The following is a 20959-nucleotide window of genomic DNA, read 5'->3' on the forward strand; positions in this document are numbered from 1 at the left end:
CATCACATCGGGCGGCGAAGTGGAAGCGCTTCCATTCATTTTGTGGTGAGCGTTGACAAATCCCCGTCGAGCGCGGCACAGTGACGGCCATCACATCATGGAAGCGCTCTCACCCGACTGGGCGAGGGGTGTTTCCCCACCCCGCCCCCAGGAGACCATCGTGCGCACAACCACCCACCGACTCGCCCTCGGGCTGGCCACGGCCGCCCTCGGCCTGACCGCCGCCTGCGGTGGTGGCGGCGGCGGAGACGACGCCACCGGCACCATCGAGCTCACCACGTTCGGGGAGTTCGGCTACGACGACCTCGTGAAGCAGTGGAACGAGGACAACCCCGACACCCCGGTCAAGCAGACCAAGGTCTCCAAGTGGGACGACTGGAAGAACGAGCTCAACACCATGCTGCAGGCCGGCACCGGCCTGCCCGACGTCGTGGCGGTCGAGGGCGACTTCATGCCCGCGATCGTCGCCGCCCCCGACCGCTGGGTCGACCTCGCCAGCGACGACGTGAAGGGCCGCTGGCTCGACTTCAAGGAGAAGGAGGCCACCACCGCCGACGGCGCCCTGCTCGGCTACGCGACCGACGCCGGGCCCGAGGCCATCTGCTACCGCGCCGACCTGTTCGAGGAGGCCGGCCTCCCGAGCGACCGCGAGGAGGTGGCCGCCCTGATGTCCACCTGGGACGACTACTTCGCCCTCGGCGAGCGGTTCACGAAGGCCAGCCCGGACGTCGCCTGGTACGACGCGTCCGGCTCGATCGCCCAGGCCATGCTCAACCAGGTCGAGTACCCGTTCGAGCAGGAGGACGGCTCGGTCGACGTCGACAACCCCGAGCTCGAGAAGGTCTGGGAGGACGTCACGAGCCGCTCGGACTCCCTCTCCACGCAGACGGCGCAGTGGAGCGACGACTGGAACGCCGGCTTCGCGCGCGACGGCTTCGCGACGATCCCGTGCCCGGGCTGGATGCGCAACCCGATCAAGGACAACACCGGCGACCCCGCCCCCGACGGCGTCGTGTGGGACATCGCCGACGTGTTCCCCGGCGGTGGTGGCAACTGGGGCGGCTCCTACCTGGCGGTCCCGCAGACGTCGAAGAAGCAGGACGCGGCCCGCGAGTTCGCCGCCTGGATCACGGCGCCGGAGCAGCAGCTGACGATCTTCGAGACCCTCGGCAACTTCCCGTCGCAGGTGGAGGCGCTCGAGAGTCCCGACCTGCTGTCGGTCACCGACGAGTACTTCAACGACGCGCCGGTCGGTGAGATCTTCTCCTCGCGCGCCGACGCGATCGACGTGCAGCCGTTCCACGGACCGCTCTACTCCGACATCCTGACCAAGTTCCAGGACGCCATCAACCGGGTCGACCAGGGCACCGACCCCGACGAGTCGTGGGCCTCGTTCGTCTCGGAGGTGAAGGCACTCCAGTGACCACGACCCTCGAGCGCCCGGTGGAGGAGCGACGTCTCCTCCGCCGGGCGCGGCGGTCCCAGTGGGACGTGCGCCTGGCGCCGTACCTCTACGTCTCGCCCTTCTTCGTCCTGTTCGGGCTCGTCGGCCTCTTCCCCCTCGTCTACACCGGCTTCCTCGCCGTGCACGACTGGGACCGGCTCGCGTACTCGCGCGGTGAGTTCGTCGGCCTCGACAACTTCCGGTTCGTCCTCGCCGACCCGGTGTTCCGCCGGTCCATGGTCAACACCTTCAGCATCTTCGTGCTGTCGACGATCCCGCAGGTCGTCATCGCCGTGCTGGTGGCCGCCCTGCTGAGCACCCGGCTGCGGGCGAGCGGGCTGTGGCGCATGAGCGTGCTGCTGCCCTTCGTGGTGGCCCCGACCGCGGCGGTCCTGATCTTCGGCAGCCTGTTCGCCGACCGGTACGGCCTCGTGAACGCCGCCCTCACCGAGCTGGGCCTCGAGCCGATCCGCTGGCACGTCGAGCGGCTGTGGAGCCACGTCGCCATCGCCGGCATGGTCAACTGGCGCTGGACCGGGTACAACGCGCTCATCTTCCTGGCCGCCATGCAGGCCATCCCGCGCGACCTCTACGAGGCGGCTGCGCTCGACGGCGCCGGTCGGGTCCGCCAGTTCTTCTCCGTCACGCTTCCGCTGCTGCGCCCCACGATGATCTTCGTCATCGTCACCAGCACGATCGGCGGACTGCAGATCTTCACCGAGCCGCGGCTCTTCGACGACACCCCGGCACGCGAGGGCGGCCCGAGCCAGCAGTACATGACGACGACGCTCTACGTGTACGCCCGCGGGATCGAGGACCAGTTCTACGGACGTGCCTCCGCGGCCGCCTGGGTGCTGTTCCTCGTGATCGTCGCGATCGCGCTGGTCAACTTCCTCGTCGTCCGAGCCGCCACGCGAAGGAGCGAGCGATGACCAGGCGTCCGGGCTTCCTCACCTACGGCCTGCTGGCCGCGTTCGTCATCGGCTCCGCGCTGCCGCTCTACTGGTCCGTCGTCATCGGCTCCCACACGCGGGAGCGCGCCACCTCGTTCCCGCCGCCCCTGCTGCCCGGCGGGCACTTCCTCGAGAACGCCGCCCGCGTGCTCGACACCGTCGAGTTCTGGCAGGCCATGGTGAACAGCCTCGTCGTGTCCACGGCGTGCGCGACGTCCGTGGTGTTCTTCTCCACGCTCGCCGGCTACGCCTTCGCCAAGCTGCGGTTCCGCGGCAGCAACGCGCTCATGGGCTTCGTGGTGCTGACGATGGCCGTGCCGACGCAGCTGGCGATGGTGCCGCTGTTCATCCTGATGCGCGACTACGCGCTGCTCGACACGCTCGTCGCGGTGGCGCTGCCCACCTTGGTGACGGCCTTCGGCGTCTTCTTCATGCGCCAGTACCTCGTGGACGCCGTGCCCGACGAGCTGCTCGAGGCCGCCCGCATGGACGGCTGCTCGATGCTGCGGACCTTCTGGACGGTGGCGGTCCCGGCGGGGCGGCCTGCGATGGCGATCCTGTTCGTCTTCACGTTCATGACGGTCTGGACCGACTACCTGTGGCCGCTCGTCGCGCTGCAGCGGACCGAGACCCTGCAGCTGGCGCTCGACCGGCTGGCCCTGACCGGGCAGGGGCAGTCGACCGACTACGCCCTGGTGCTCGCCGGGTCGGCCATGTCGACGGTGCCCCTCCTGATCCTGTTCGTCCTCGCCGGCCGACAGCTCGTCGCCGGCATCATGCAAGGAGCCGTCAAGGGATGACCGAGACACCTTTCCCCACCAGCTTCCTCTGGGGGTCGGCCACCGCCGCCTTCCAGATCGAGGGAGCCCACGACCAGGACGGCCGGACGCCGTCGATCTGGGACACGTTCGCGCGGGTCCCGGGAGCCGTGCTCGACGGCGACACCGGCGACGTCGCGTGCGACCACTACCACCGGGTCGAGGAGGACGTCGACCTCATGGCATCGCTCAACCTCGACGCCTACCGCTTCTCCACGTCGTGGGCACGCGTCCGGCCCGACGGCGGGGAGCCGAACCAGCGCGGTGTCGACTTCTACGCCAGGCTCGTGGACACGCTGCTCGACCGGGGCATCACCCCGTGGGTGACGCTCTACCACTGGGACCTGCCGCAGGTGCTCGAGGACGCCGGCGGCTGGACGAACCGCGACACCGCGCACCGGTTCGCCGACTACGCCCTGACACTGCACGACGCCCTCGGCGACCGCGTGCCCTACTGGACCACCCTGAACGAGCCGTGGTGCTCGGCCTTCCTCGGCTACACCGGCGGCCAGCACGCGCCAGGACGGCAGGAGGGTGTGGCGGGACTCGTGGCCGCGCACCACCTGATGCTCGGCCACGGCCTGGTCGTCGACGAGCTGCGCCGCCGCGGGGTCGACGGGCGGGAGGGCGGGCAGGTGGGCATCACGCTCAACCTCACCGTGCCGGAGCCCTTCGACCCGACCGAGCCGGCCGACGTGTCCGCGTCGCACCGGGTCGAGCACCTGTTCAACCGGGTGTTCCTCGACCCGATCTTGCGCGGCTCCTACGCCGAGGAGATCCACGAGCTCACCGAGGGCCTGTGCTGGCGCGGGCACCCGTGGCAGTCCGCGATCCGCGACGGCGACCTCGCGCTCATCGGTGCACCGATCGACGTGCTCGGCGTGAACTACTACCACGGCGACGCGGCGTCGGGCCGTCCTCACCGCGACGCCGACCTCCTCGGCTCCCGCATCCGGCACCCCTCCCGGGAGACCACGTCGCCCTATCCCGGCGGCGAGGCGATCACGTTCCCGCGGCGGGGGCTGCCCGTGACCGGTCTGGACTGGGAGGTCCAGCCCGAGGGACTCACCGACCTGCTCGTCGCGCTGAACGACGACTACGACCTGCCGGCCGTGTACGTGACCGAGAACGGCGCCGCCTACCCCGACGTCGTGGCCGACGACGGCACGGTCGACGACCCCGAGCGCCTGGCGTTCGTGGCCGGACACCTGCGGGCGGTCCACGCGGCGATCGAGAAGGGGGTCGACGTGCGCGGCTACTTCGTGTGGTCGCTGCTCGACAACTTCGAGTGGGCCTACGGCTACGACCAGCGGTTCGGCATCGTGCACGTCGACTACGAGACCCAGCAGCGCACGCCCAAGTCGAGCGCTCTCTGGTACTCCCGCGTGGCGGCGGAGGGAATCCTCTAACGTGCGACGGGTGAGCGAGGACCTGACGGCACCCGGTGGTGCCCCGACGCTCGACGAGGTCGCCCGGCTCGCGGGCGTCTCGCGTGCCACCGCGTCGCGCGCCATCAACGGCGGTCATCGGGTGTCGCCACGGGCGCTGACCGCCGTCGAGGAGGCGGTCCGCACCCTGGGCTACCGGCCCAACCCGGCCGCGCGCAGCCTCGTGACGCGTCGCACCGACGCGGTCGCGCTCGTGGTGCCGGAGCCCGACGAGCGCGTGTTCGCCGACCCGTTCTTCGGCCACACGCTGCGCAGCGTGAACCGCGTGCTCGACGAGCGCGACCTGCAGCTCGTGCTGCTGCTCGCCCGCCCCGGCGAGGAGGGCCGCCTCCTGCGGTACCTGAGCCGACGCAACATCGACGGCGCCCTCGTCGTCTCGCACCACCGGCACGACCGGCTGGCCGAGCACCTCAGCGGTCTCGGCCTCCCGGCGGTCTTCGTGGGTCGGCCCTGGGCCGCGGTGCAGACCCTGTCGTGGGTCGACACCGACAACGTCGCGGGTGGACGGCTTGCGGCGCAGCGACTGCTCGACGGCGGTCGGCGCCGGCTCGCGACGATCGCCGGACCGGCGGACATGGCCGCGGGCGCCGACCGGCTCGCCGGGTGGTGCGAGGTCGTGGAGGGCGCCGGTCTGTCGGCCTCGGCCGTGCGGCGTGGCGACTTCACCGAGTCCGGGGGCCTCGCGGCGGGTCGCGCGCTGCTCGCCGAGCACCCCGACCTCGACGGCCTGTTCGCCGCCTCGGACCTGATGGCGGCCGGTGCCCTGCGCGCCCTCGCCGAGGCGGGCCGCAGCGTTCCCGGTGACGTCGCCGTGGTCGGGTACGACGACCTCGAGGTGGCCGAGCGGACCTCGCCGACCCTCACCACGGTGCGCAACCCGGTGGGCGAGATGGTCGAGCGAGCCACCCGGCTGCTGCTCGACCAGCTCGCCGACGTCGGGGAGCGCGAGCCCGAGCAGGTCGTCTTCCCTCCCGCGTTGGTCTCCCGCGACAGCGCCTGAGCCCCTACGATGCGGGCGTGAGCACGTCCGACCAGCCAGCGTTCGACCCGAGCCTGCTCATCGACGTCGCGGCCGACTTCCTGTTCGACGGCGGCCCGACGCTCACGCAGCGCGAGGTGGCCGAGCGGTCCGGCATGGACCTCGACCTCGCGAACGACCTGTGGCGCTACCTCGGCTTCCCGGAGGTCGAGGACGACAAGGTCGCGTTCACCGAGGCCGACGTCGCGGCGCTGAAGGTCACGAAGCGACTGATCGACCTCGGGGTGCTCGAGGAGGACCGGCTGCCGCAGTTCGTCCGGTCGCTCGGGCGCACCTTCGCCCGGCTCGCCGACTGGCAGACGCGGCTCCTGCTGGGGGTGCTGCAGACCGAGGACGGGGGTCAGCCGCCGCTCGACGTGCTGGCCGAGGTGATCCCGATGGTCGAGGAGGTGCAGGGCTACGTGTGGCGGCGGCACCTGCTGGCCACCGCGTCGCGGATCGCGCTGCGCGACGTGCGATCGGAGTCCGAGCGCCAGCTCGTCGTCGGGTTCGTCGACATCGTCGGGTACACCTCGCGCAGCCGGCAGATGAGTCCGCGCGCGCTCGGTGCGATGGTCGAGTGGTTCGAGCGGGTCGTCACCGAGCTGGTGGTGCAGCACGGCGGACAGGTGATCAAGACCATCGGTGACGAGGCCCTGTTCACGGTGGACGACCCGACCGAGGCCGCGCTGCTCGCGCTCGAGCTGGTCGAGCGTGCCGAGGCCGACGAGCAGTTCCCCGACGTCCGCGTCGGGCTCGCCCACGGGCCCGTCCTCGCCCGCCTGGGCGACGTGTTCGGCTCGACGGTCAACATCGCTGCGCGGCTCACCTCGGTGGCGCGCCCGGCGCGCGTCCTCGTCGACCACGACCTCGCCGAGCTGCTCGACCACGACGACTTCCGGCTGCGTCGCACGCGGCGGGTCTCGGTGAAGGGCTACGAGCACCTGGAGCCGTGGTCGCTCAAGCGTCCACGCGAGAGCTGAGCGTCCGCACCACCGCGTTCGCGGCCGCGCGTCCGGCGCGGTTCGCCCCGATCGTCGAGGCCGACGGGCCGTAGCCGACCAGCTGCACCCGCGGGTCGGCCGTGGACGTTGTCGACGTGGCGAGCGAGGCACCCAGCTGGATGCCACCCCGGGGTGAGCGCAGGTGCAGCGGCGCCAGGTGGTCGACGTCGGGGCGGAAGCCGGTGGCCCAGAGGATCACGTCGACGGGCTCGAACCTCGTCGTCTGCCGCCCGCGGCCCGGTGGTTCCTGAGCTCCGTCGAAGGGCACCCCCGCCGGGTGGTCGCCCCACACGGCGCCGTCCGCCACGAGCCGGTCGAACATCGGCAGCCGCTCGTAGGCGCCGAGCCGCTCGGCCTCGGCCTCCTGCTCGCGCAGCATCAGCCCGGTCACGCTCACGACGCTGCGTGGCGGGAGCCCGGCCCGGACCCGCTCCTCGACCATCGCCACAGCCTCGCGGCCCGCCTCGGGGTCGAAGGGCTCGGTGCGCCACACGGGCTCGCGGCGAGTCACCCACAGGGTGTCGGTGACCGGCCGCAGCGCGCCGAGGAACTGCACGGCCGAGGCGCCGCCGCCGACCACCATGACGCGCCGGCCGCGGAAGTGCTCCGGTCCGGGGTAGTCGACCGTGTGCAGCTGCTCGCCGGCGAAGACCTCCTGGCCGGGGTAGCGCGGCACGAACGGCCGCCGCCAGGTCCCGGTGGCGTTCACCAGGGTCCGGGTGTGCCAGGTGCGGTCACCGGCGTGGACGACCAGGAGGTCGCCCCCTGCTCCTGGTACCGACTCGACCCGGTCGACCGCCACCGGTCGCTCGACCGGCAGGTCGTGCGCCCGCTCGTACGCGGCGAAGTAGGCGGGCACGAAGACGTTGGCCCGCTCGTGACCCTCGGCCGGGGGCACGGGCGCGTCGGGCAGGTCGGCCACGCCGTGCACGTCGGCCATGGTCAGCGCGTCCCAGCGGTGCTGCCACGCACCGCCCGGCGCGTCGTCGGCGTCGAGCACGACGTGCCGCACCCCGCGTCGGGCCAGGTGGTACGACGCGGACAGCCCGGCCTGGCCGGCGCCGATCACCACGCTCTCGAGGACCTCCACGTCCACGAGAACACCCGCCGATGCGGGTCTATGCCCGTCAGCCGTGCAGTCGGGAACCCTTCAGCGACTTGTCGACCGCGTTCTTCGGCCCGTGCACCGCGATCCCCACGAGGTCGAGCGCGTCGGTCGGCACGGCCGCGACGGCCGCGCGGTTGGCGGCGTCGTGGCCGGTCGAGAACATCGCGTGGGTGTAGACCGCGAGGGGCAGTCCTCGGGACACGACCTTCGCGTGGGCGCGCGACAGGGTCGCGGCGTCGGCGGTCAGGACGACGACGGGCTGGCGCAGCAGCGGCAGGTAGCGCTGCCCGTCGGCGTCCTCGTACGGCTCGCCGAGGAGCTCGGGGTTCGCGGCGATCCCGCTCACGAGGAACGCGGTCACGTTGAGCTCCTGCCAGGGGAGCAGGTCGTCGCGCAGGACGACGGCGATCTTGGTGTCGAAGCGGATGTCCTCCATGACCACCACGATCCGCCCCCGACCCGGGTGCGGTCTTGTACGTTCCTGACATGGCCGAGCAGGTGCGTGCCTGGGCGCCGCAGGCCCCCCTGGTCCGCGAGGTGTTCCACGCGACGATGATCTCGCACGCCTACCCGGCGCACACCCACGACACGTGGACGGTGCTGCTGATCGACGAGGGATGCGTCGCGTACGACCTCGACCGGCACGCGCGCACGGCGCCCGAGCGGCACGTCAGCCTGCTGCCGCCGCACGTCACCCACGACGGGCGGTCCGCCTCGCAGGACCACGGCTTCCGCAAGCGGGTCCTCTACCTCGACGCCGCCTGGCTGCCGGCGTCGGTGACCGGCCACGCCGTGGACCGTCCGGTGCTGCCCGGTGCCGCGGCCCGGGCACTCACCGAGGAGCTTCACGAGGTGCTCGCCCGACCCGAGGACACCTGGCAGGCGGAGTCGCTGCTGCTGGGTCTGCGCGACGTCGTGCTCGGCTCGGGCCGGCAGGCGATCCCCGCTGCTGCCGACGTCCCGGCCGCGCGGGCACTGCGCGACGTGCTCGACGACCACGTCGTCGACGGGATCACCCTCGAGGAGGCCGCGGGTCTGCTCGGCCGCTCACCGGCGCACCTGGCGCGGGCGTTCCAGCGGGCCTACGGTCTGCCGCCGCACCGCTACGTCGTGGGCCGACGGGTCGACCGGGCCCGCGCGCTGCTGCTGCACGGCGTCCCCGCGGCGGAGGCCGCCACCGCATCCGGGTTCTGGGACCAGGCCCACCTCACCCGGCACTTCCGTCGGACGGTCGGCACCACGCCCGCCCGATTCGCCGGGCAGGCCTAGTGCAGCTCGGCGTGGTGGTGTGATGCGTCCCGGCGGCTCCGGTATGCGGTAGGTAAGGTCGGCTCGTGCAGACCTGGGACGCGCAGTTCTTCCGGCGCCTCCTCATCGCCATCTGCATCGTCTTCGCACTCGTCGGCGTGGTCCAGCGAGACGGTTTCCAGGTCGCGGTACGTCTGATCGGTGGCGTCGCCACGTGGTTCTTGAAGCCTGACGAACGTTGAATGGGTGCCATGGAGCGTGACCCCGGGGGCCCTCGCTTTGGCCGTGGGGGGCCGTGAACGTCCGCGTCGGTACGGGAATGAGGCGCTAGGGCCTCCTGCATGTCTAGACCGCGGTCTGGCGGATCAGCCTCAGGACGAGCTCGGGGTCGTCGGCCATCGGCACGTGACCGCAGCCGGGCAGGGGCTCGTGACGGGCCTGGGGCAGGCGCGACTTCGCGACGGCGGCCTGGGCGTAGGGCAGCAGCCTGTCCTTCGTGCCCCACGCGACGGTGGTGGGGACCGGCACCTGTCGGTCGAAGCGGTACACGACGCCCTCCTTCGCGGTGCGCTCGAAGGCCGTCGCGTGCTTGAGGGCCAGCGAGTCGCCGTAGGTGTGGTCGGCGTCGTGGCGCTCGGGCCGGGCGTACAGGATCGCGCCGATGGCCCGCCGCCCGCGCAGGTCGGCGGCCAGGCGCTGGAGCAGTCGAGCCGGCGTGAGGAGCGCCGACAGCCGCATGAGCAGCAGTGGCAGGAGGGCCTGGAACCGGTTGACGGGTCCGAAGAACCCGGCGGGGCTGAGCGCCGTGACCGACGAGACGAGACCGCGGGACCCCAGCTCGAGCGCGATGGCGCCCCCGAGCGAGTTGCCCACGACGTGCGGCTTGGAGACGCCCCACCGCTCGAACTGGCTGAGCATGTGCTCGCACGCGTTCTCCATGGAGTACCGGACGCCGCCGGCGAAGGCGGGGGACTCGCCGAACCCGGACAGGTCGGGGGCGATCACGTCGTAGTCGCGGGCGAGGTCGTCCAGGACCGGGTCCCAGGCCTGGCGACGGTGGCCGATGCCGTGCAGGAGGACGAGCGGGGGAGCGCCGGGCGTGCCGCGTCGGGTGTAGGCGAGATCAGGATGCACGGCAGCATGGTGCCACATACCGACGGTATCTCGACACCCTCTCGACACTGTGACAGTAGAACTGTCACAATGGTGCTGTGACGATAAATTCCGGTACAGGGCCTCTGCAGGGCGTGCGCGTCGTCGAGATCGTGGGCATCGGCCCCGGCCCCTTCGCGGCCATGATGCTCGCCGACCTCGGCGCCGACGTCGTCCGGGTGCACCGCCCCGGCGGCGGTGGCCTCCAGCTCACGACCCCCGAGCAGGACCTGCTCGGCCGCGGTCGACCGTCCGTCGCGCTGGACCTCAAGGACCCCCGCGGCGTCGAGACGGTGCTGCGGCTCGTGGAGTCCGCGGACGTGCTGCTCGAGGGCTTCCGCCCCGGCGTGACCGAGCGGCTCGGCATCGGCCCCGACGCCTGCCTGGCCCGCAACCCCGCGCTCGTCTACGGCCGCATGACCGGGTGGGGCCAGGACGGACCGCTCAGCCAGACCGCGGGCCACGACATGAACTACATCGCCGTCGCCGGTGCGCTCGACCCGATCGGCCGCCGACCCGGCGACGCCCCCACGTTCCCGATGAACCTCCTCGGTGACTTCGGCGGCGGCTCCCTCTACCTGGTGGCCGGCGTGCTGGCCGCGGTGCTGCACGCACGCCGCACGGGCGAGGGCCAGGTCGTCGACGCGGCCATCACCGACGGCACGGCCCACCTCATGACCATGGCCGTCACGATGCAGCAGTCGGGCAGCTGGGACGGGCGCCGAGGCACCAACCTGCTCGGTGGGGCCGCTCCCTTCTACGACGTCTTCGAGACCTCCGACGGGCGCTGGATGTCCGTCGGGCCGCTGGAGCCGCAGTTCTTCGCCGCGTTCACCGACCTGCTCGGGGGTGAGTTGCCCGGCCAGTACGAGCTCGAGCGCTGGCCCGAGCTGCGCGAACGGATCGAGCAGCGGTTCGCCGCCCGCACCCAGGCCGAGTGGGTGGAGGTCTTCGAGGGCAGCGACGCCTGCGTGCACCCGGTGCTCCCGCTGGCCGAGGCCTACGAGCACCCGCACAACGTCGCGCGGGGCACCTACGTGGAGCACCACGGCACCACGCAGCCCGCGCCGGCCCCACGCTTCTCGCGCACCGAGGCCCGACTCGGGTCCGCGCCCGAAGCCCCGGGTGCCAGCACCCGTGACGCCCTGACCGCCTGGGGCATCGACGACGTCGACGCCCTCATCGCCGACGGCGTCGCCGTCCAGGCCTGAACGCCCCATCCCGCAGCAGAGACCGAAAGAGGACCCCATGAAGCGCACCATCTTCGACGCCGACCACGACTCCTTCCGCGACACCGTCCGCACGTTCTGCGAGAAGGAGATCGCGCCGCACCACGACCAGTGGGAGAAGGACGGCATCGTCCCCCGCGAGGTCTGGGAGAAGGCCGGCGAGCTGGGCCTGCTCGGCTTCATGATGCCGGAGGAGCACGGCGGAGGCGGCATCGACGACTTCCGCTACAACGCGATCCTGTCCGAGGAGATCACCCGGGTCGGCGCGAGCGGCATCGGCTTCGTCATCCAGACCGACCTCGTGTCCGGCTACCTGCTCTCCTACGCCAGCGACGAGCAGAAGGCGCGCTGGTTCCCGAAGTTCTGCAGCGGCGAGATGATCACGGCCATCGCCATGACCGAGCCCGGCACCGGCTCGGACCTGCAGGGCATCAAGACCCGCGCGGTCCTCGAGGGCGACGAGTACGTGATCAACGGCTCCAAGACCTTCATCACCAACGGCATCAACGCCGACCTCGTGCTGGTCGTCTGCCAGACCGATCCCGAGGCGGGCGCCATGGGCTTCTCGCTCATCGCCGTGGAGCGGGGCACGCCCGGCTTCGAGCGTGGCCGCAACCTCGACAAGATCGGTCTGAAGGCCCAGGACACCGCCGAGCTCTACTTCGAGAACGTCCGCGTCCCCAAGGAGAACCTCATCGGTGAGCCCGGCCAGGGCTTCATCTACCTGATGGAGAAGCTGCCGCAGGAGCGCCTCTCGATCTCCGTGGTCGCCGCGGCCGCGTGCCGCGCCGCGATCGACATGACGCTCGACTACGTCAAGGAGCGCAAGGCGTTCGGCAAGCCGGTCGGCTCCTTCCAGAACAGCCGCTTCGTGCTGGCCGAGCTGGAGACCGAGGCGCGGATCGCGCAGGTGTTCGTCGACGAGTCGATCACGCAGCACAACCGCGGCGACCTCACCGTCGCCGACGCCGCCATGGGCAAGTGGTGGACCACCGAGCTGCAGAAGAAGACCGTCGACAAGTGCCTCCAGCTGCACGGCGGCTACGGGTACATGAGCGAGTACCCGATCTCCAAGGCCTACCTCGACACCCGCATCCAGACGATCTACGGCGGCACCACCGAGATCATGAAGGAGATCATCGGTCGCGGCATGGGCCTCTGACCCCACGTTCGACGACGGCCGCCACGCAGTGCGTGGCGGCCGTCGTCGTGGGGAGCGCGGAGGCTCAGACCAGGGGCTCCTCGCCCTCCTGGACGGCGGCGTCCTTCTCCTGCGCCTTCTCGCGACGGTAGGAGGGCAGGGAGGCCAGCACGCCGGCGCCGAGGATCAGCACCACGCCACCGAGCGACCACTCGGGGCCGACCTTGCCGAAGATCTCCCCGTAGGTCATCTTCGCGGCGATGAACACGAGCAGCGCGGCGAGCGCGGCCTTGAGGTGGCGCAGCCGCGCCACGAGCTCGGCCACGAGGAAGAACAGCGGCCGCAGACCCAGCAGCGCGAAGGCGTTGGCGGCGAACACGACGTAGGTGTCGGTGGTGATGCCGAGGATCGCGGGCACCGAGTCGACGGCGAAGATGATGTCGACGATCGCGATCGCCACCAGCGCAGCACCGGCCGTGGTCAGCATGCGCTTGCCGTCGACCTTCGTGAGGAGCTTGTCGCCGTGGTCGCCCTCGGCGATCGTCATGCGGCTCTTGACGCCCTCGATCAGCTTCTCGTCACCGTCGTGGTCGTTGCGGTGCTTCCACAACCGCCAGCCGGTCCAGCCGAGCAGGGCGGCGAACGGGTACGTCAGCCAGGAGGCGGCGTCGAGTGCCGCGGCACCCACCAGGATGAAGATCAGCCGCAGCACCAGGGCGAGCACGATGCCGTACGTCAGCAGACGCACCCGCTTCGGGGTCGGGATGGCGAAGGCGCCGAACACGACGAGGAAGACGAACACGTTGTCCAGCGACAACGACTTCTCCACGAGGTAGCCGGCGAAGTAGGTGGCCGACTGCTCGGTCGTGCCGAAGAGGTACAGCACGCCGCCGAACGCGAGCGCGATCGCGATCCACACGATGCTCCAGACCGCGGCGACGCGGGTGGGCATCTCGCCGCGGCCGCGTACGAGGAGCAGGTCGACGACGAGCAAGGCCACCAGGGCGGCGATCAGCAGGGTCCAGTCCAGGGGGGAGCCAAGAGGCATCGGGGAGTTCCTTCGCGGTGCAGTGCCAGAGGTCTGGCAGGGATCGCGAAGGTTTCTCCACCCGGGAGGGCCACCTGGTGCGGGTCCGGATGGCCGGACCGTGCTGACGCACGCAGGTCGACGGGATACTTCCCTTCGATGTGCACGAGTTTACCGACTGCCGCGAAACGTCGCAGCGCGAACGGACGTGACGTCAGTCGCGGTCGTTGGCCTTGCGCCGCACGGTCCGACGCTTCTCGTCGTCGACGGCCTCCTCGTACGCGGTGACCAGTGCCTGCACCGTCAGGGGCTTGAACCGCTCGATCATCGCGGTCATCAGCTCCGGCGGCTGGCCCGACGCCACCAGCTGCGGCCACACGGACGTGCGGAACAGCTCGGTCAGCTCGATCGCGAGCGCGCGCCCGTGCTCGGTGACCATCCGCCGAGCGGCAAGGGCGGCGTCGACGGGCAGGCCCGCGTCGAGGAACCCCATCCCGACGGCGAGGTGGGCCGGCGCGAGGCGGAACACGTCCTCGGTCGGGGTGGGCTCGACCACGCCGATGGCCACGAGGACCTCGAGGTCGTCGTCGCTCAACCCGCGTCCGGCGCGCTTCTCGAGCATCGTCCGGTCGAGCGTCTCGGGCATCTCGGGCGTCCAGGGTGCGAGCAGCGTGCGGTGCAGCGCCACCTGCTCGGGCGTCGCGTCCGTCGGGATCTGCTCGAGGTAGCCCTCGATCGCCGCGAGCGTGAAGCCGTGCGCCTGCAGCTCCTTGACAAGCTCGAGGCGGGCCAGGTGGTCGGGGCCGTAGTAGCCGTTGCGACCCTCCCGGCGGGGCGGTGGGATCAGCCCGCGCCCGGCGTAGAACCGGACCGTGCGGACGGTCATGTCGACACGCGTGGCGAGCTGCTCCACGCTCATCGTCTCCGTTGCCTGAGGACTCACCCGGCAGAGCGTAGTACCCGGCATGCGAGATCGATGGATGCGAATGAGGCGTTCGTTCCACTACGTTCCCTGGCATGGACAGGCTCTCGGGGAGGAACTCGGCACTGCTGATGGTCGTCGTCCTGGTGCTGGGCGGGGTGCTCTGGGCGACCGGGCTGACCGACAGGATCACCGGCGCGACGAAGCGCTCGTCGTCGGAGTCGTCCTCGGGGGCGGACCGTCCGTACGACGCGATCGAGATGCGGGTCCGGAACGTGGCCGACAGCGGCACGTTCACCGCCACGGTCGTCACCACGTCCCGCTACGCGGACCAGGGGCTGGAGGCGTACGGCGACGGCCGCGTCACGGTGCGGCTCTACGGGGTCGACACCCCGGGCGCCAGCTACCGCCAGGAGTGCTACGCCGAGGAGGCCAAGGAGTCCCTCGAGAAGCGACTCTCGGAGTCCTCGCAGCGCATCTGGGTCAAGCCCGGTCGTGACGACCGCCGGGGCCGTGCCCTGGCCTGGGTGTGGACGAAGGACGGCGAGCTCCTGCAGGAGAGCCAGCTGGCCGACGGTGCGGCGACCCTGCGCGACGACGCGACGTTCGCCCCGTACGAGGAGCAGGTCACCGCAGCGCAGGACGAGGCCGAGAAGGCGAGGACCGGCCTGTGGGGTGCGTGCGCGTCCTGACCGCGGTGGTCGCCGCGCTGCTCCTGGTCGGGTGCAGCGGCGGCGGGCCGGCGGCGCCGACGGACGTGCAGCGCAGCGAGGCCGTGGCGTCGGTCGCCGAGCTCGGGCCCGACGCGCTCGGCCTCGGCGAACCGCTCGCGACGGCCTCGCAGGACGTCTGCCAGGAGGGCCAGCAGAACTCTAAGGTCACGGAGGTCGAGTCGGCCTGCACCGTCGGTCGCTCGTGGATCCTGCCTGCCGCCGAGGGCCGGGCCGACGTGGCCGGGGCGATCGACGCGCTCCGTGACCGGCTGGCCGACCGGGGCTGCGAGAGCGTGCGCAAGGGCGGTCTCGACCTGGCCGCCCGCTACTGGTCCGACGGCGTGCAGGAGGAGCCGGGCATGCTGCCCGGCTCCACGTTCGCGTGCGGGACGACGGAGGTCGAGGTCTCCTCGGTGAGCCCGGCGGAGCCGCGGGTGAGCCCCATCAGCCTCGTGGGGGACCTGACCGGCGGCGACGTCGGCGAGCCCGACACCGAGGCGTTCCCGTCCGACGTGGAGCAGCGTGTGGAGGACAGCGGCCAGGTCCTGCTGTGGCAGATCACGGTCACGCAGCAGTACGCCGTGCGACCCTGAGGGCGGCGTGACCCGCATCACGATCCGGCAGGCCCCTAGCAACTCTGACAGTTGTGGTGTCACAATCGGCACCGAAGGTTCTACACGAAGGACACTGAGGACACTGACATGACCGAGGCATTCATCTACGACGCGATCCGCACCCCGCGCGGACGCGGCAAGAAGACCGGCTCCCTGCACGAGGTCAAGCCGATCTCGCTGCTCAACGGGCTGCTCGACGAGATCCAGACCCGCAACCCCGCCCTCGACGCCAACCAGGTCGACGACGTCGTCCTCGGCGTCGTCTCGCCCGTGGGCGACCAGGGCGCCGACATCTCCCGCACCGCGGTCCTGGCAGCCGGCTTCGGCGAGCAGGTCGCCGGCGTCCAGCTGAACCGCTTCTGCGGCTCCGGCCTCGAGTCGGTCAACCAGGCCTCAGCCCGGGTCAAGTCCGGCTGGGAGGACCTCATCGTCGCCGGTGGCGTCGAGTCCATGAGCCGTGTGCCCATGGCCTCCGACGGTGGCGCCTGGGCGATGGACCCCCGGACCGCGCTCGACACCGACTTCGTGCCCCAGGGCATCGGCGCCGACCTCATCGCGACCCTCGAGGGCTTCAGCCGCGACGACGTGGACCAGTTCGCCGCCGAGTCGCAGGCGCGCGCCGCCAAGGCGATCGCCAACGGCTACTTCGCGAACTCCGTCATCCCCGTCAAGGACGTCAACGGCATGACGATCCTCGACCACGACGAGTTCGTGCGCGAGGGCACGACGGCCGAGTCCCTCTCGGGCCTCAAGCCGTCGTTCAAGGACCTCGGCGACTTCGCCGGGTTCGACGCGGTCGCGCTCGAGAAGTACACGACGGTCGAGAAGATCAACCACGTCCACCACGCCGGCAACAGCTCCGGCATCGTCGACGGTGCGTCGCTCGTGCTGATCGGCAACGAGAACGCCGGCGAGCGTCACGGGCTCACGCCCCGCGCCCGCATCGTCTCGACCGCCGTCATCGGCTCGGAGCCGACGATCATGCTGACGGGCCCCGGCCCCGCCTGCCGCAAGGCGCTCGACAAGGCCGGTCTGTCCATCGAGGACATCGACCTGATCGAGATCAACGAGGCCTTCGCCGCCGTCGCCATGAAGCTCATGCGCGACCTCGGCGACTACCCCCACGAGCAGACCAACGTCAACGGCGGCGCGATCGCCATGGGCCACCCGCTCGGCGCGACCGGCGCGATGATCCTCGGCACGCTCGTCGACGAGCTGCACCGCCGCGAGAAGCGCTACGGCATGGCCACGCTGTGCATCGGCGGCGGCATGGGCATCGCCACCATCGTCGAGCGCGTCTGACCAGGAGAAGAGAGACATGACTGAAGCAGTGCGCTACGAGGTCGAGGGCGGCATCGTCAACCTCGTCCTCGACGACCCCGACCAGAACGCCAACACGATGAACGACGCCTACGCGTCGTCCATGGCCAAGGCCGTCGACCGTCTGGTCGACGACATCGCCAAGGACGCCGACGCCGTCAAGGGCGTCATCATCTCCTCGGCGAAGAAGACCTTCTTCGCCGGCGGCGACCTCAAGCTGATGACGCAGGCCACCCCGGCCGACGCGCAGAAGCTGTTCGACAACGTGGAGGGCATCAAGGCCACGCTCCGCAAGCTCGAGACCTCCGGCAAGCCCGTCGTCGCCGCCATCAACGGCGCCGCGCTCGGCGGTGGCCTGGAGATCGCGCTCGCGGCGCACCACCGCATCGCGGCCGACGTGCGGCTCGAGGTCGGCCTGCCCGAGGTGACCCTCGGCCTGCTGCCCGGCGGCGGAGGCGTGACCCGCACCGTGCGCATGTTCGGCCTGCAGGACGCGCTCATGAACATCCTGCTCCAGGGTCCGCGCATGCAGCCGGCCAAGGCCAAGGAGATCGGCCTCGTCGACGAGATCGTCCCCGCCGACGAGCTGCTCTCCGCAGCGAAGGCGTGGATCGAGTCGGTGCAGGGCGACGCCGACGCGGCCACGCAGCCGTGGGACCGCCAGGGCTACCGCATGCCCGGTGGGACCCCGTCCAACCCGAAGCTGGCCGCCAACCTGCCCGCGTTCCCCGCCATGCTGCGCAAGCAGACCAAGGGCGCGCCCTACAAGGCGCCGCGCAACATCCTCGCGGCCGCCGTCGAGGGTGCGCAGGTCGACTTCGAGACCGCGAGCCGCATCGAGTCCCGCTACCTGGTGGAGCTCCTCGTCGGCCAGCAGTTCAAGAACATGACGCAGGCGTTCTTCTTCGACCTCGGCTCGATCAACGCCGGTGGCTCACGTCCTGCGGGCGTGGAGCCGAGGAAGTTCACCAAGGTCGCCGTCATCGGCGCCGGCATGATGGGCGCGGGCATCGCCTACGTCTCGGCGCAGGCGGGCATGGAGGTCGTGCTCAAGGACGTCTCGCGCGAGGCGGCCGAGAAGGGCAAGGCCTACAGCGAGAAGCTGCTGGCCAAGAAGCTCGAGCGCGGTCGCACCACGCAGGAGAAGGTCGACGCCTTCCTCGCGCGGATCACGCCCACCGACGACTACGCCGACCTGGAGGGCTGCGACCTGGTCGTCGAGGCCGTCTTCGAGTCGGTCAAGCTCAAGCACGAGGTGTTCGCCGAGATCGAGAAGGTCGTCGAGCCCGACGCCCTGCTCGGCTCCAACACGTCGACGCTGCCCATCACCGGTCTGGCCGAGGGGGTGGAGCGCTCGAAGGACTTCATCGGCATCCACTTCTTCTCCCCGGTCGACAAGATGCCGCTCGTGGAGATCATCGCCGGTGAGCAGACCGACGACGCCGCGATCGCCGGTGCGCTGGACTACGTGCAGCAGATCCGCAAGACGCCGATCGTCGTCAACGACAGCCGTGGCTTCTTCACCAGCCGCGTCATCGGCACCTTCGTCAACGAGGGCATCGGCATGCTGTCCGAGGGCGTCGACCCGGTCTCCATCGAGCGGGCCACCACCATCGCGGGCTTCCCCGCGCCGGTGCTCCAGCTCAGCGACGAGCTCAACCTCGAGCTGATGACGAAGATCCGCAACGAGTCCAAGGCGGCCGTCGAGGCCGAGGGCGGCACGTGGGTCTCCGACCCGGGCGAGCAGATCATCGACCGGATGATCGAGCTGGGCCGGCCGGGACGCCTCAAGGGTGCGGGCTTCTACGACTACGAGGACGGCAAGCGCGTCGGCCTCTGGTCGGGCCTGCGGGAGCAGTTCCCGACGGCCGACACGCAGCCCGACTTCGAGGACCTCAAGGAGCGTCTGACGTTCCGCATGAGCCTCGAGACGATCAAGTGCCTCGAGGAGGGCGTGCTGCGCACGGTGCCCGACGCGAACATCGGCTCCATCTTCGGCATCGGCTTCCCGGCCCTGCAGGGTGGCGCGATCCAGTACGTCAACGGCTACGAGGCCGCCGACGGCTCGATCGGCGTCGAGGCGTTCACGCGTCGCGCGCAGGAGCTGGCCGCCACCTACGGCGACCGCTTCGAGCCCCCGGCGCTGCTGCTGGAGAAGGCGAAGAACGGCGAGAAGTTCGTCTGACCACACCTCGACGAGGCCCCCACGACCGCATGGTCGTGGGGGCCTCGTCGTTCGGTGACGATCCGGTGTAGGACTTGCGTCACGTAGCCACTTCCGCTGAAGTGGCCCGATGGACGTCACCGGGATCGAACAGGCCATCGACGGATTCTTCGCCCCCGTGGCGGACTTCGTCTCCGGGATCATCTTCTTCGAGCTGACGATCGGCGGGGTCGCGTTCCCGCTCATCGTCTTCTGGCTCGTGGCGGGCGCACTGGTCTTCACCATCGCCTTCCGCGGCCCGCAGACGTGGGGGGTGGGACACGCGATCGAGCTGGTGCGCGGCAAGTTCGGCAGCAAGGACGACCCGGGCGAGGTCTCGCACTTCCAGGCCCTCGCCTCCGCGGTCTCCGGCACGGTGGGTCTGGGCAACATCGCCGGTGTCGCCGTCGCGGTGACCCTGGGTGGTGCAGGTGCGACCTTCTGGATGATCGTCGCGGGCCTGCTCGGCATGGCCACCAAGTTCGTGGAGTGCACGCTCGGCGTGAAGTACCGCGTGGAGCACGAGGACGGCACCGTCAGCGGTGGCCCCTTCCGCTACCTGCCCATCGCGTTCGAGCGGTTCGGCGCGGCGGCGGCCACGGTCCTGACCGGCATCTTCGCCGTCGCGATCTTCTTCTTCGGCGCGGTCGGCGGCAACATGTTCCAGGCCAACCAGACCTACGCGCAGGCCAAGAATGTGACCGGCGGCGAGGACGGCTTCCTCGGCTCCGACGGCGCGGCGCTCGCGTTCGGCATCGTCCTCGCGCTGCTCGTCGGCCTCGTGATCATCGGCGGCATCAAGTCGATCGGCAAGGTCACCGAGAAGCTGGTGCCCGCGATGGCCGCCGTCTACGTCCTCGCCTGCCTGGTCGTCATCGGCACGAACATCACCAACCTGCCCGACGCGGTCGGCCAGATCATCGGCGGTGCGTTCTCGCCCGAGGGCGTGACCGGCGGCGTGGTCGGCGTGCTGATCATCGGCTTCCAGCGTGCGGCGTTCTCGAACGAGGCCGGCGTCGGCTCGGCGCCCATCGCCCACTCGGCGGTCAAGACGAGCCGTCCGGCCAGCGAGGGCTTCGTGGCGCTCCTGGAGCCGTTCATCGACACGGTGATCATCTGCACCATGACCGCGCTCGTGATCGTGATCGCCGAGCCGCAGAGCTGGCTCGACGGCAAGGCCGCGGTGGCCGCCGGCGAGACGCCCAACCCGGACGGCGTGGTGCTCACCTCGGACGCGTTCGAGACCGTCGTCCCCTGGTTCCCGTACGTGCTGGCCATCGCGGTGGCACTCTTCGCGTTCTCGACGCTCATCACGTGGGCCTACTACACGCAGAAGGCCTGGACGCACCTGTTCGGCCGCTCGCAGTTCACCGAGCGCCTGTTCCAGGTGATCTTCTGCGTGTTCACCGTGTTCGGCTCCGTCGTCACGCTCAGCGACGTGATCACGCTGGCGGACTCGATGCTGTTCCTCTGCGCACTCGTCAACATCTTCGGCCTCTACCTGCTCCTGCCGGTGGTCCGCCGCGAGGTGCGCGAGTACTGGGCGGACAAGAAGGCCGACCGGCTGGTGCGAGCAGACTCCTGACGCGTCAGGGTG

Annotated in this window: 20 protein-coding genes; 15 read left to right on the plus strand and 5 right to left on the minus strand. The window is 70.7% G+C overall.

Going from position 1 to position 20959, the window contains the following annotated elements; all coding sequences use genetic code 11:
* Positions 1–160 precede the first annotated feature (160 nt).
* Genes NUV38_RS05375 through NUV38_RS05400 form a run of 6 tightly spaced genes read left to right on the plus strand, consistent with a single transcriptional unit; the run spans position 161 to position 6664 of the window.
* A complete protein-coding gene (locus tag NUV38_RS05375) occupies positions 161–1423 on the plus strand; it encodes an ABC transporter substrate-binding protein (RefSeq protein ID WP_257728132.1) in 1263 nt (420 codons plus the stop codon).
* Complete coding sequence (locus NUV38_RS05380; RefSeq protein WP_257728133.1) at positions 1420–2376, plus strand: carbohydrate ABC transporter permease; 957 nt, start codon at positions 1420–1422, stop codon at positions 2374–2376. Before NUV38_RS05375 ends, NUV38_RS05380 begins: the two co-directional genes overlap by 4 nt.
* Positions 2373–3197, plus strand: a complete 825-nt coding sequence (locus NUV38_RS05385) for a carbohydrate ABC transporter permease (protein ID WP_257728134.1) — start codon at positions 2373–2375, stop codon at positions 3195–3197. Before NUV38_RS05380 ends, NUV38_RS05385 begins: the two co-directional genes overlap by 4 nt.
* Positions 3194–4624: a GH1 family beta-glucosidase gene (locus NUV38_RS05390; protein ID WP_257728135.1), complete on the plus strand. Its 1431-nt coding sequence runs from the start codon at positions 3194–3196 to the stop codon at positions 4622–4624. The genes NUV38_RS05385 and NUV38_RS05390 overlap by 4 nt, the downstream gene beginning before the upstream one ends.
* Before the next feature lie 10 nt (positions 4625–4634).
* A complete protein-coding gene (locus tag NUV38_RS05395; RefSeq protein WP_257728136.1) occupies positions 4635–5663 on the plus strand; it encodes a LacI family DNA-binding transcriptional regulator in 1029 nt (342 codons plus the stop codon).
* Positions 5664–5680: 17 nt separating this feature from the next.
* Entirely contained in the window at positions 5681–6664 is a 984-nt protein-coding gene (locus NUV38_RS05400; RefSeq protein ID WP_257728137.1) for an adenylate/guanylate cyclase domain-containing protein, read from the plus strand.
* Here NUV38_RS05400 and NUV38_RS05405 read toward each other — a convergent pair.
* Both NUV38_RS05405 and NUV38_RS05410 read right to left on the minus strand, forming a co-directional pair.
* Positions 6642–7775, minus strand: a complete 1134-nt coding sequence (locus tag NUV38_RS05405; protein ID WP_257728214.1) for an NAD(P)/FAD-dependent oxidoreductase — start codon at positions 7773–7775, stop codon at positions 6642–6644. The genes NUV38_RS05400 and NUV38_RS05405 overlap by 23 nt on opposite strands.
* Positions 7776–7812: 37 nt before the next feature.
* Entirely contained in the window at positions 7813–8229 is a 417-nt protein-coding gene (locus NUV38_RS05410; protein ID WP_257728138.1) for a DUF2000 domain-containing protein, read from the minus strand.
* 50 nt (positions 8230–8279) lie between these two features.
* On the opposite strand from NUV38_RS05410, the gene NUV38_RS05415 reads away from it, so the two are divergent.
* Positions 8280–9062, plus strand: coding sequence for an AraC family transcriptional regulator (locus tag NUV38_RS05415; RefSeq protein ID WP_257728139.1), 783 nt, complete (start codon positions 8280–8282; stop codon positions 9060–9062).
* Between the two features lie 65 nt (positions 9063–9127).
* Positions 9128–9283, plus strand: coding sequence for a hypothetical protein (locus NUV38_RS05420; protein WP_257728140.1), 156 nt, complete (start codon positions 9128–9130; stop codon positions 9281–9283).
* A 103-nt stretch (positions 9284–9386) separates the two neighbouring features.
* On the opposite strand, the gene NUV38_RS05425 is transcribed toward NUV38_RS05420, so the two are convergent.
* Entirely contained in the window at positions 9387–10175 is a 789-nt protein-coding gene (locus NUV38_RS05425; protein ID WP_257728141.1) for an alpha/beta fold hydrolase, read from the minus strand.
* A gap of 77 nt (positions 10176–10252) precedes the next feature.
* On the opposite strand from NUV38_RS05425, the gene NUV38_RS05430 reads away from it, so the two are divergent.
* On the plus strand, positions 10253–11404 hold the full coding sequence (locus NUV38_RS05430; protein WP_308219656.1) for a CaiB/BaiF CoA-transferase family protein: 1152 nt from the start codon (positions 10253–10255) through the stop codon (positions 11402–11404).
* Between the two features lie 37 nt (positions 11405–11441).
* Entirely contained in the window at positions 11442–12584 is a 1143-nt protein-coding gene (locus tag NUV38_RS05435; RefSeq protein WP_257728142.1) for an acyl-CoA dehydrogenase family protein, read from the plus strand.
* A 64-nt stretch (positions 12585–12648) separates the two neighbouring features.
* Here the strand turns inward: NUV38_RS05435 and NUV38_RS05440 are convergent, their stop codons facing one another.
* Positions 12649–13611, minus strand: coding sequence for a TerC family protein (locus NUV38_RS05440; protein WP_257728143.1), 963 nt, complete (start codon positions 13609–13611; stop codon positions 12649–12651).
* A 193-nt stretch (positions 13612–13804) separates the two neighbouring features.
* Positions 13805–14533: a MerR family transcriptional regulator gene (locus NUV38_RS05445; protein ID WP_257728144.1), complete on the minus strand. Its 729-nt coding sequence runs from the start codon at positions 14531–14533 to the stop codon at positions 13805–13807.
* A 74-nt stretch (positions 14534–14607) separates the two neighbouring features.
* Here NUV38_RS05445 and NUV38_RS05450 point away from each other — a divergent pair, with 74 nt between their 5' ends.
* From NUV38_RS05450 to NUV38_RS05470, 5 genes are all read left to right on the plus strand, one after another.
* Complete coding sequence (locus NUV38_RS05450) at positions 14608–15204, plus strand: thermonuclease family protein (RefSeq protein WP_257728145.1); 597 nt, start codon at positions 14608–14610, stop codon at positions 15202–15204.
* Positions 15192–15818 (plus strand): hypothetical protein, encoded by a 627-nt coding sequence (locus NUV38_RS05455; RefSeq protein WP_257728146.1) that lies wholly within the window; start codon positions 15192–15194, stop codon positions 15816–15818. Before NUV38_RS05450 ends, NUV38_RS05455 begins: the two co-directional genes overlap by 13 nt.
* Positions 15819–15926: 108 nt before the next feature.
* Complete coding sequence (locus NUV38_RS05460; RefSeq protein ID WP_055962191.1) at positions 15927–17141, plus strand: acetyl-CoA C-acetyltransferase; 1215 nt, start codon at positions 15927–15929, stop codon at positions 17139–17141.
* A gap of 16 nt (positions 17142–17157) precedes the next feature.
* Positions 17158–19344 carry a 3-hydroxyacyl-CoA dehydrogenase NAD-binding domain-containing protein gene (locus NUV38_RS05465; RefSeq protein ID WP_257728147.1) on the plus strand — a complete coding sequence of 729 codons (2187 nt, stop codon included), beginning with the start codon at positions 17158–17160 and terminating at the stop codon, positions 19342–19344.
* 109 nt (positions 19345–19453) lie between these two features.
* Positions 19454–20947 (plus strand): sodium:alanine symporter family protein, encoded by a 1494-nt coding sequence (locus NUV38_RS05470; protein WP_257728148.1) that lies wholly within the window; start codon positions 19454–19456, stop codon positions 20945–20947.
* Positions 20948–20959: the final 12 nt, after the last annotated feature.

The sequence above is a fragment of the Aeromicrobium sp. 50.2.37 genome (assembly GCF_024655735.1).
GTDB lineage: Bacteria > Actinomycetota > Actinomycetes > Propionibacteriales > Nocardioidaceae > Aeromicrobium.

Excerpts from the sequence above, each read along its gene's own strand:
- NUV38_RS05385 (WP_257728134.1), top strand. The coding sequence starts at position 2,373 with ATGACCAGGCGTCCGGGCTTCCTCACCTACGGCCTGCTGGCCGCGTTC.
- NUV38_RS05390 (WP_257728135.1), top strand. The coding sequence starts at position 3,194 with ATGACCGAGACACCTTTCCCCACCAGCTTCCTCTGGGGGTCGGCCACC.
- NUV38_RS05410 (WP_257728138.1), bottom strand. The coding sequence starts at position 8,229 with ATGGAGGACATCCGCTTCGACACCAAGATCGCCGTCGTCCTGCGCGAC.
- NUV38_RS05415 (WP_257728139.1), top strand. The coding sequence starts at position 8,280 with ATGGCCGAGCAGGTGCGTGCCTGGGCGCCGCAGGCCCCCCTGGTCCGC.
- NUV38_RS05435 (WP_257728142.1), top strand. The coding sequence starts at position 11,442 with ATGAAGCGCACCATCTTCGACGCCGACCACGACTCCTTCCGCGACACC.
- NUV38_RS05440 (WP_257728143.1), bottom strand. The coding sequence starts at position 13,611 with ATGCCTCTTGGCTCCCCCCTGGACTGGACCCTGCTGATCGCCGCCCTG.
- NUV38_RS05450 (WP_257728145.1), top strand. The coding sequence starts at position 14,608 with ATGGACAGGCTCTCGGGGAGGAACTCGGCACTGCTGATGGTCGTCGTC.
- NUV38_RS05460 (WP_055962191.1), top strand. The coding sequence starts at position 15,927 with ATGACCGAGGCATTCATCTACGACGCGATCCGCACCCCGCGCGGACGC.
- NUV38_RS05465 (WP_257728147.1), top strand. The coding sequence starts at position 17,158 with ATGACTGAAGCAGTGCGCTACGAGGTCGAGGGCGGCATCGTCAACCTC.
- NUV38_RS05470 (WP_257728148.1), top strand. The coding sequence starts at position 19,454 with ATGGACGTCACCGGGATCGAACAGGCCATCGACGGATTCTTCGCCCCC.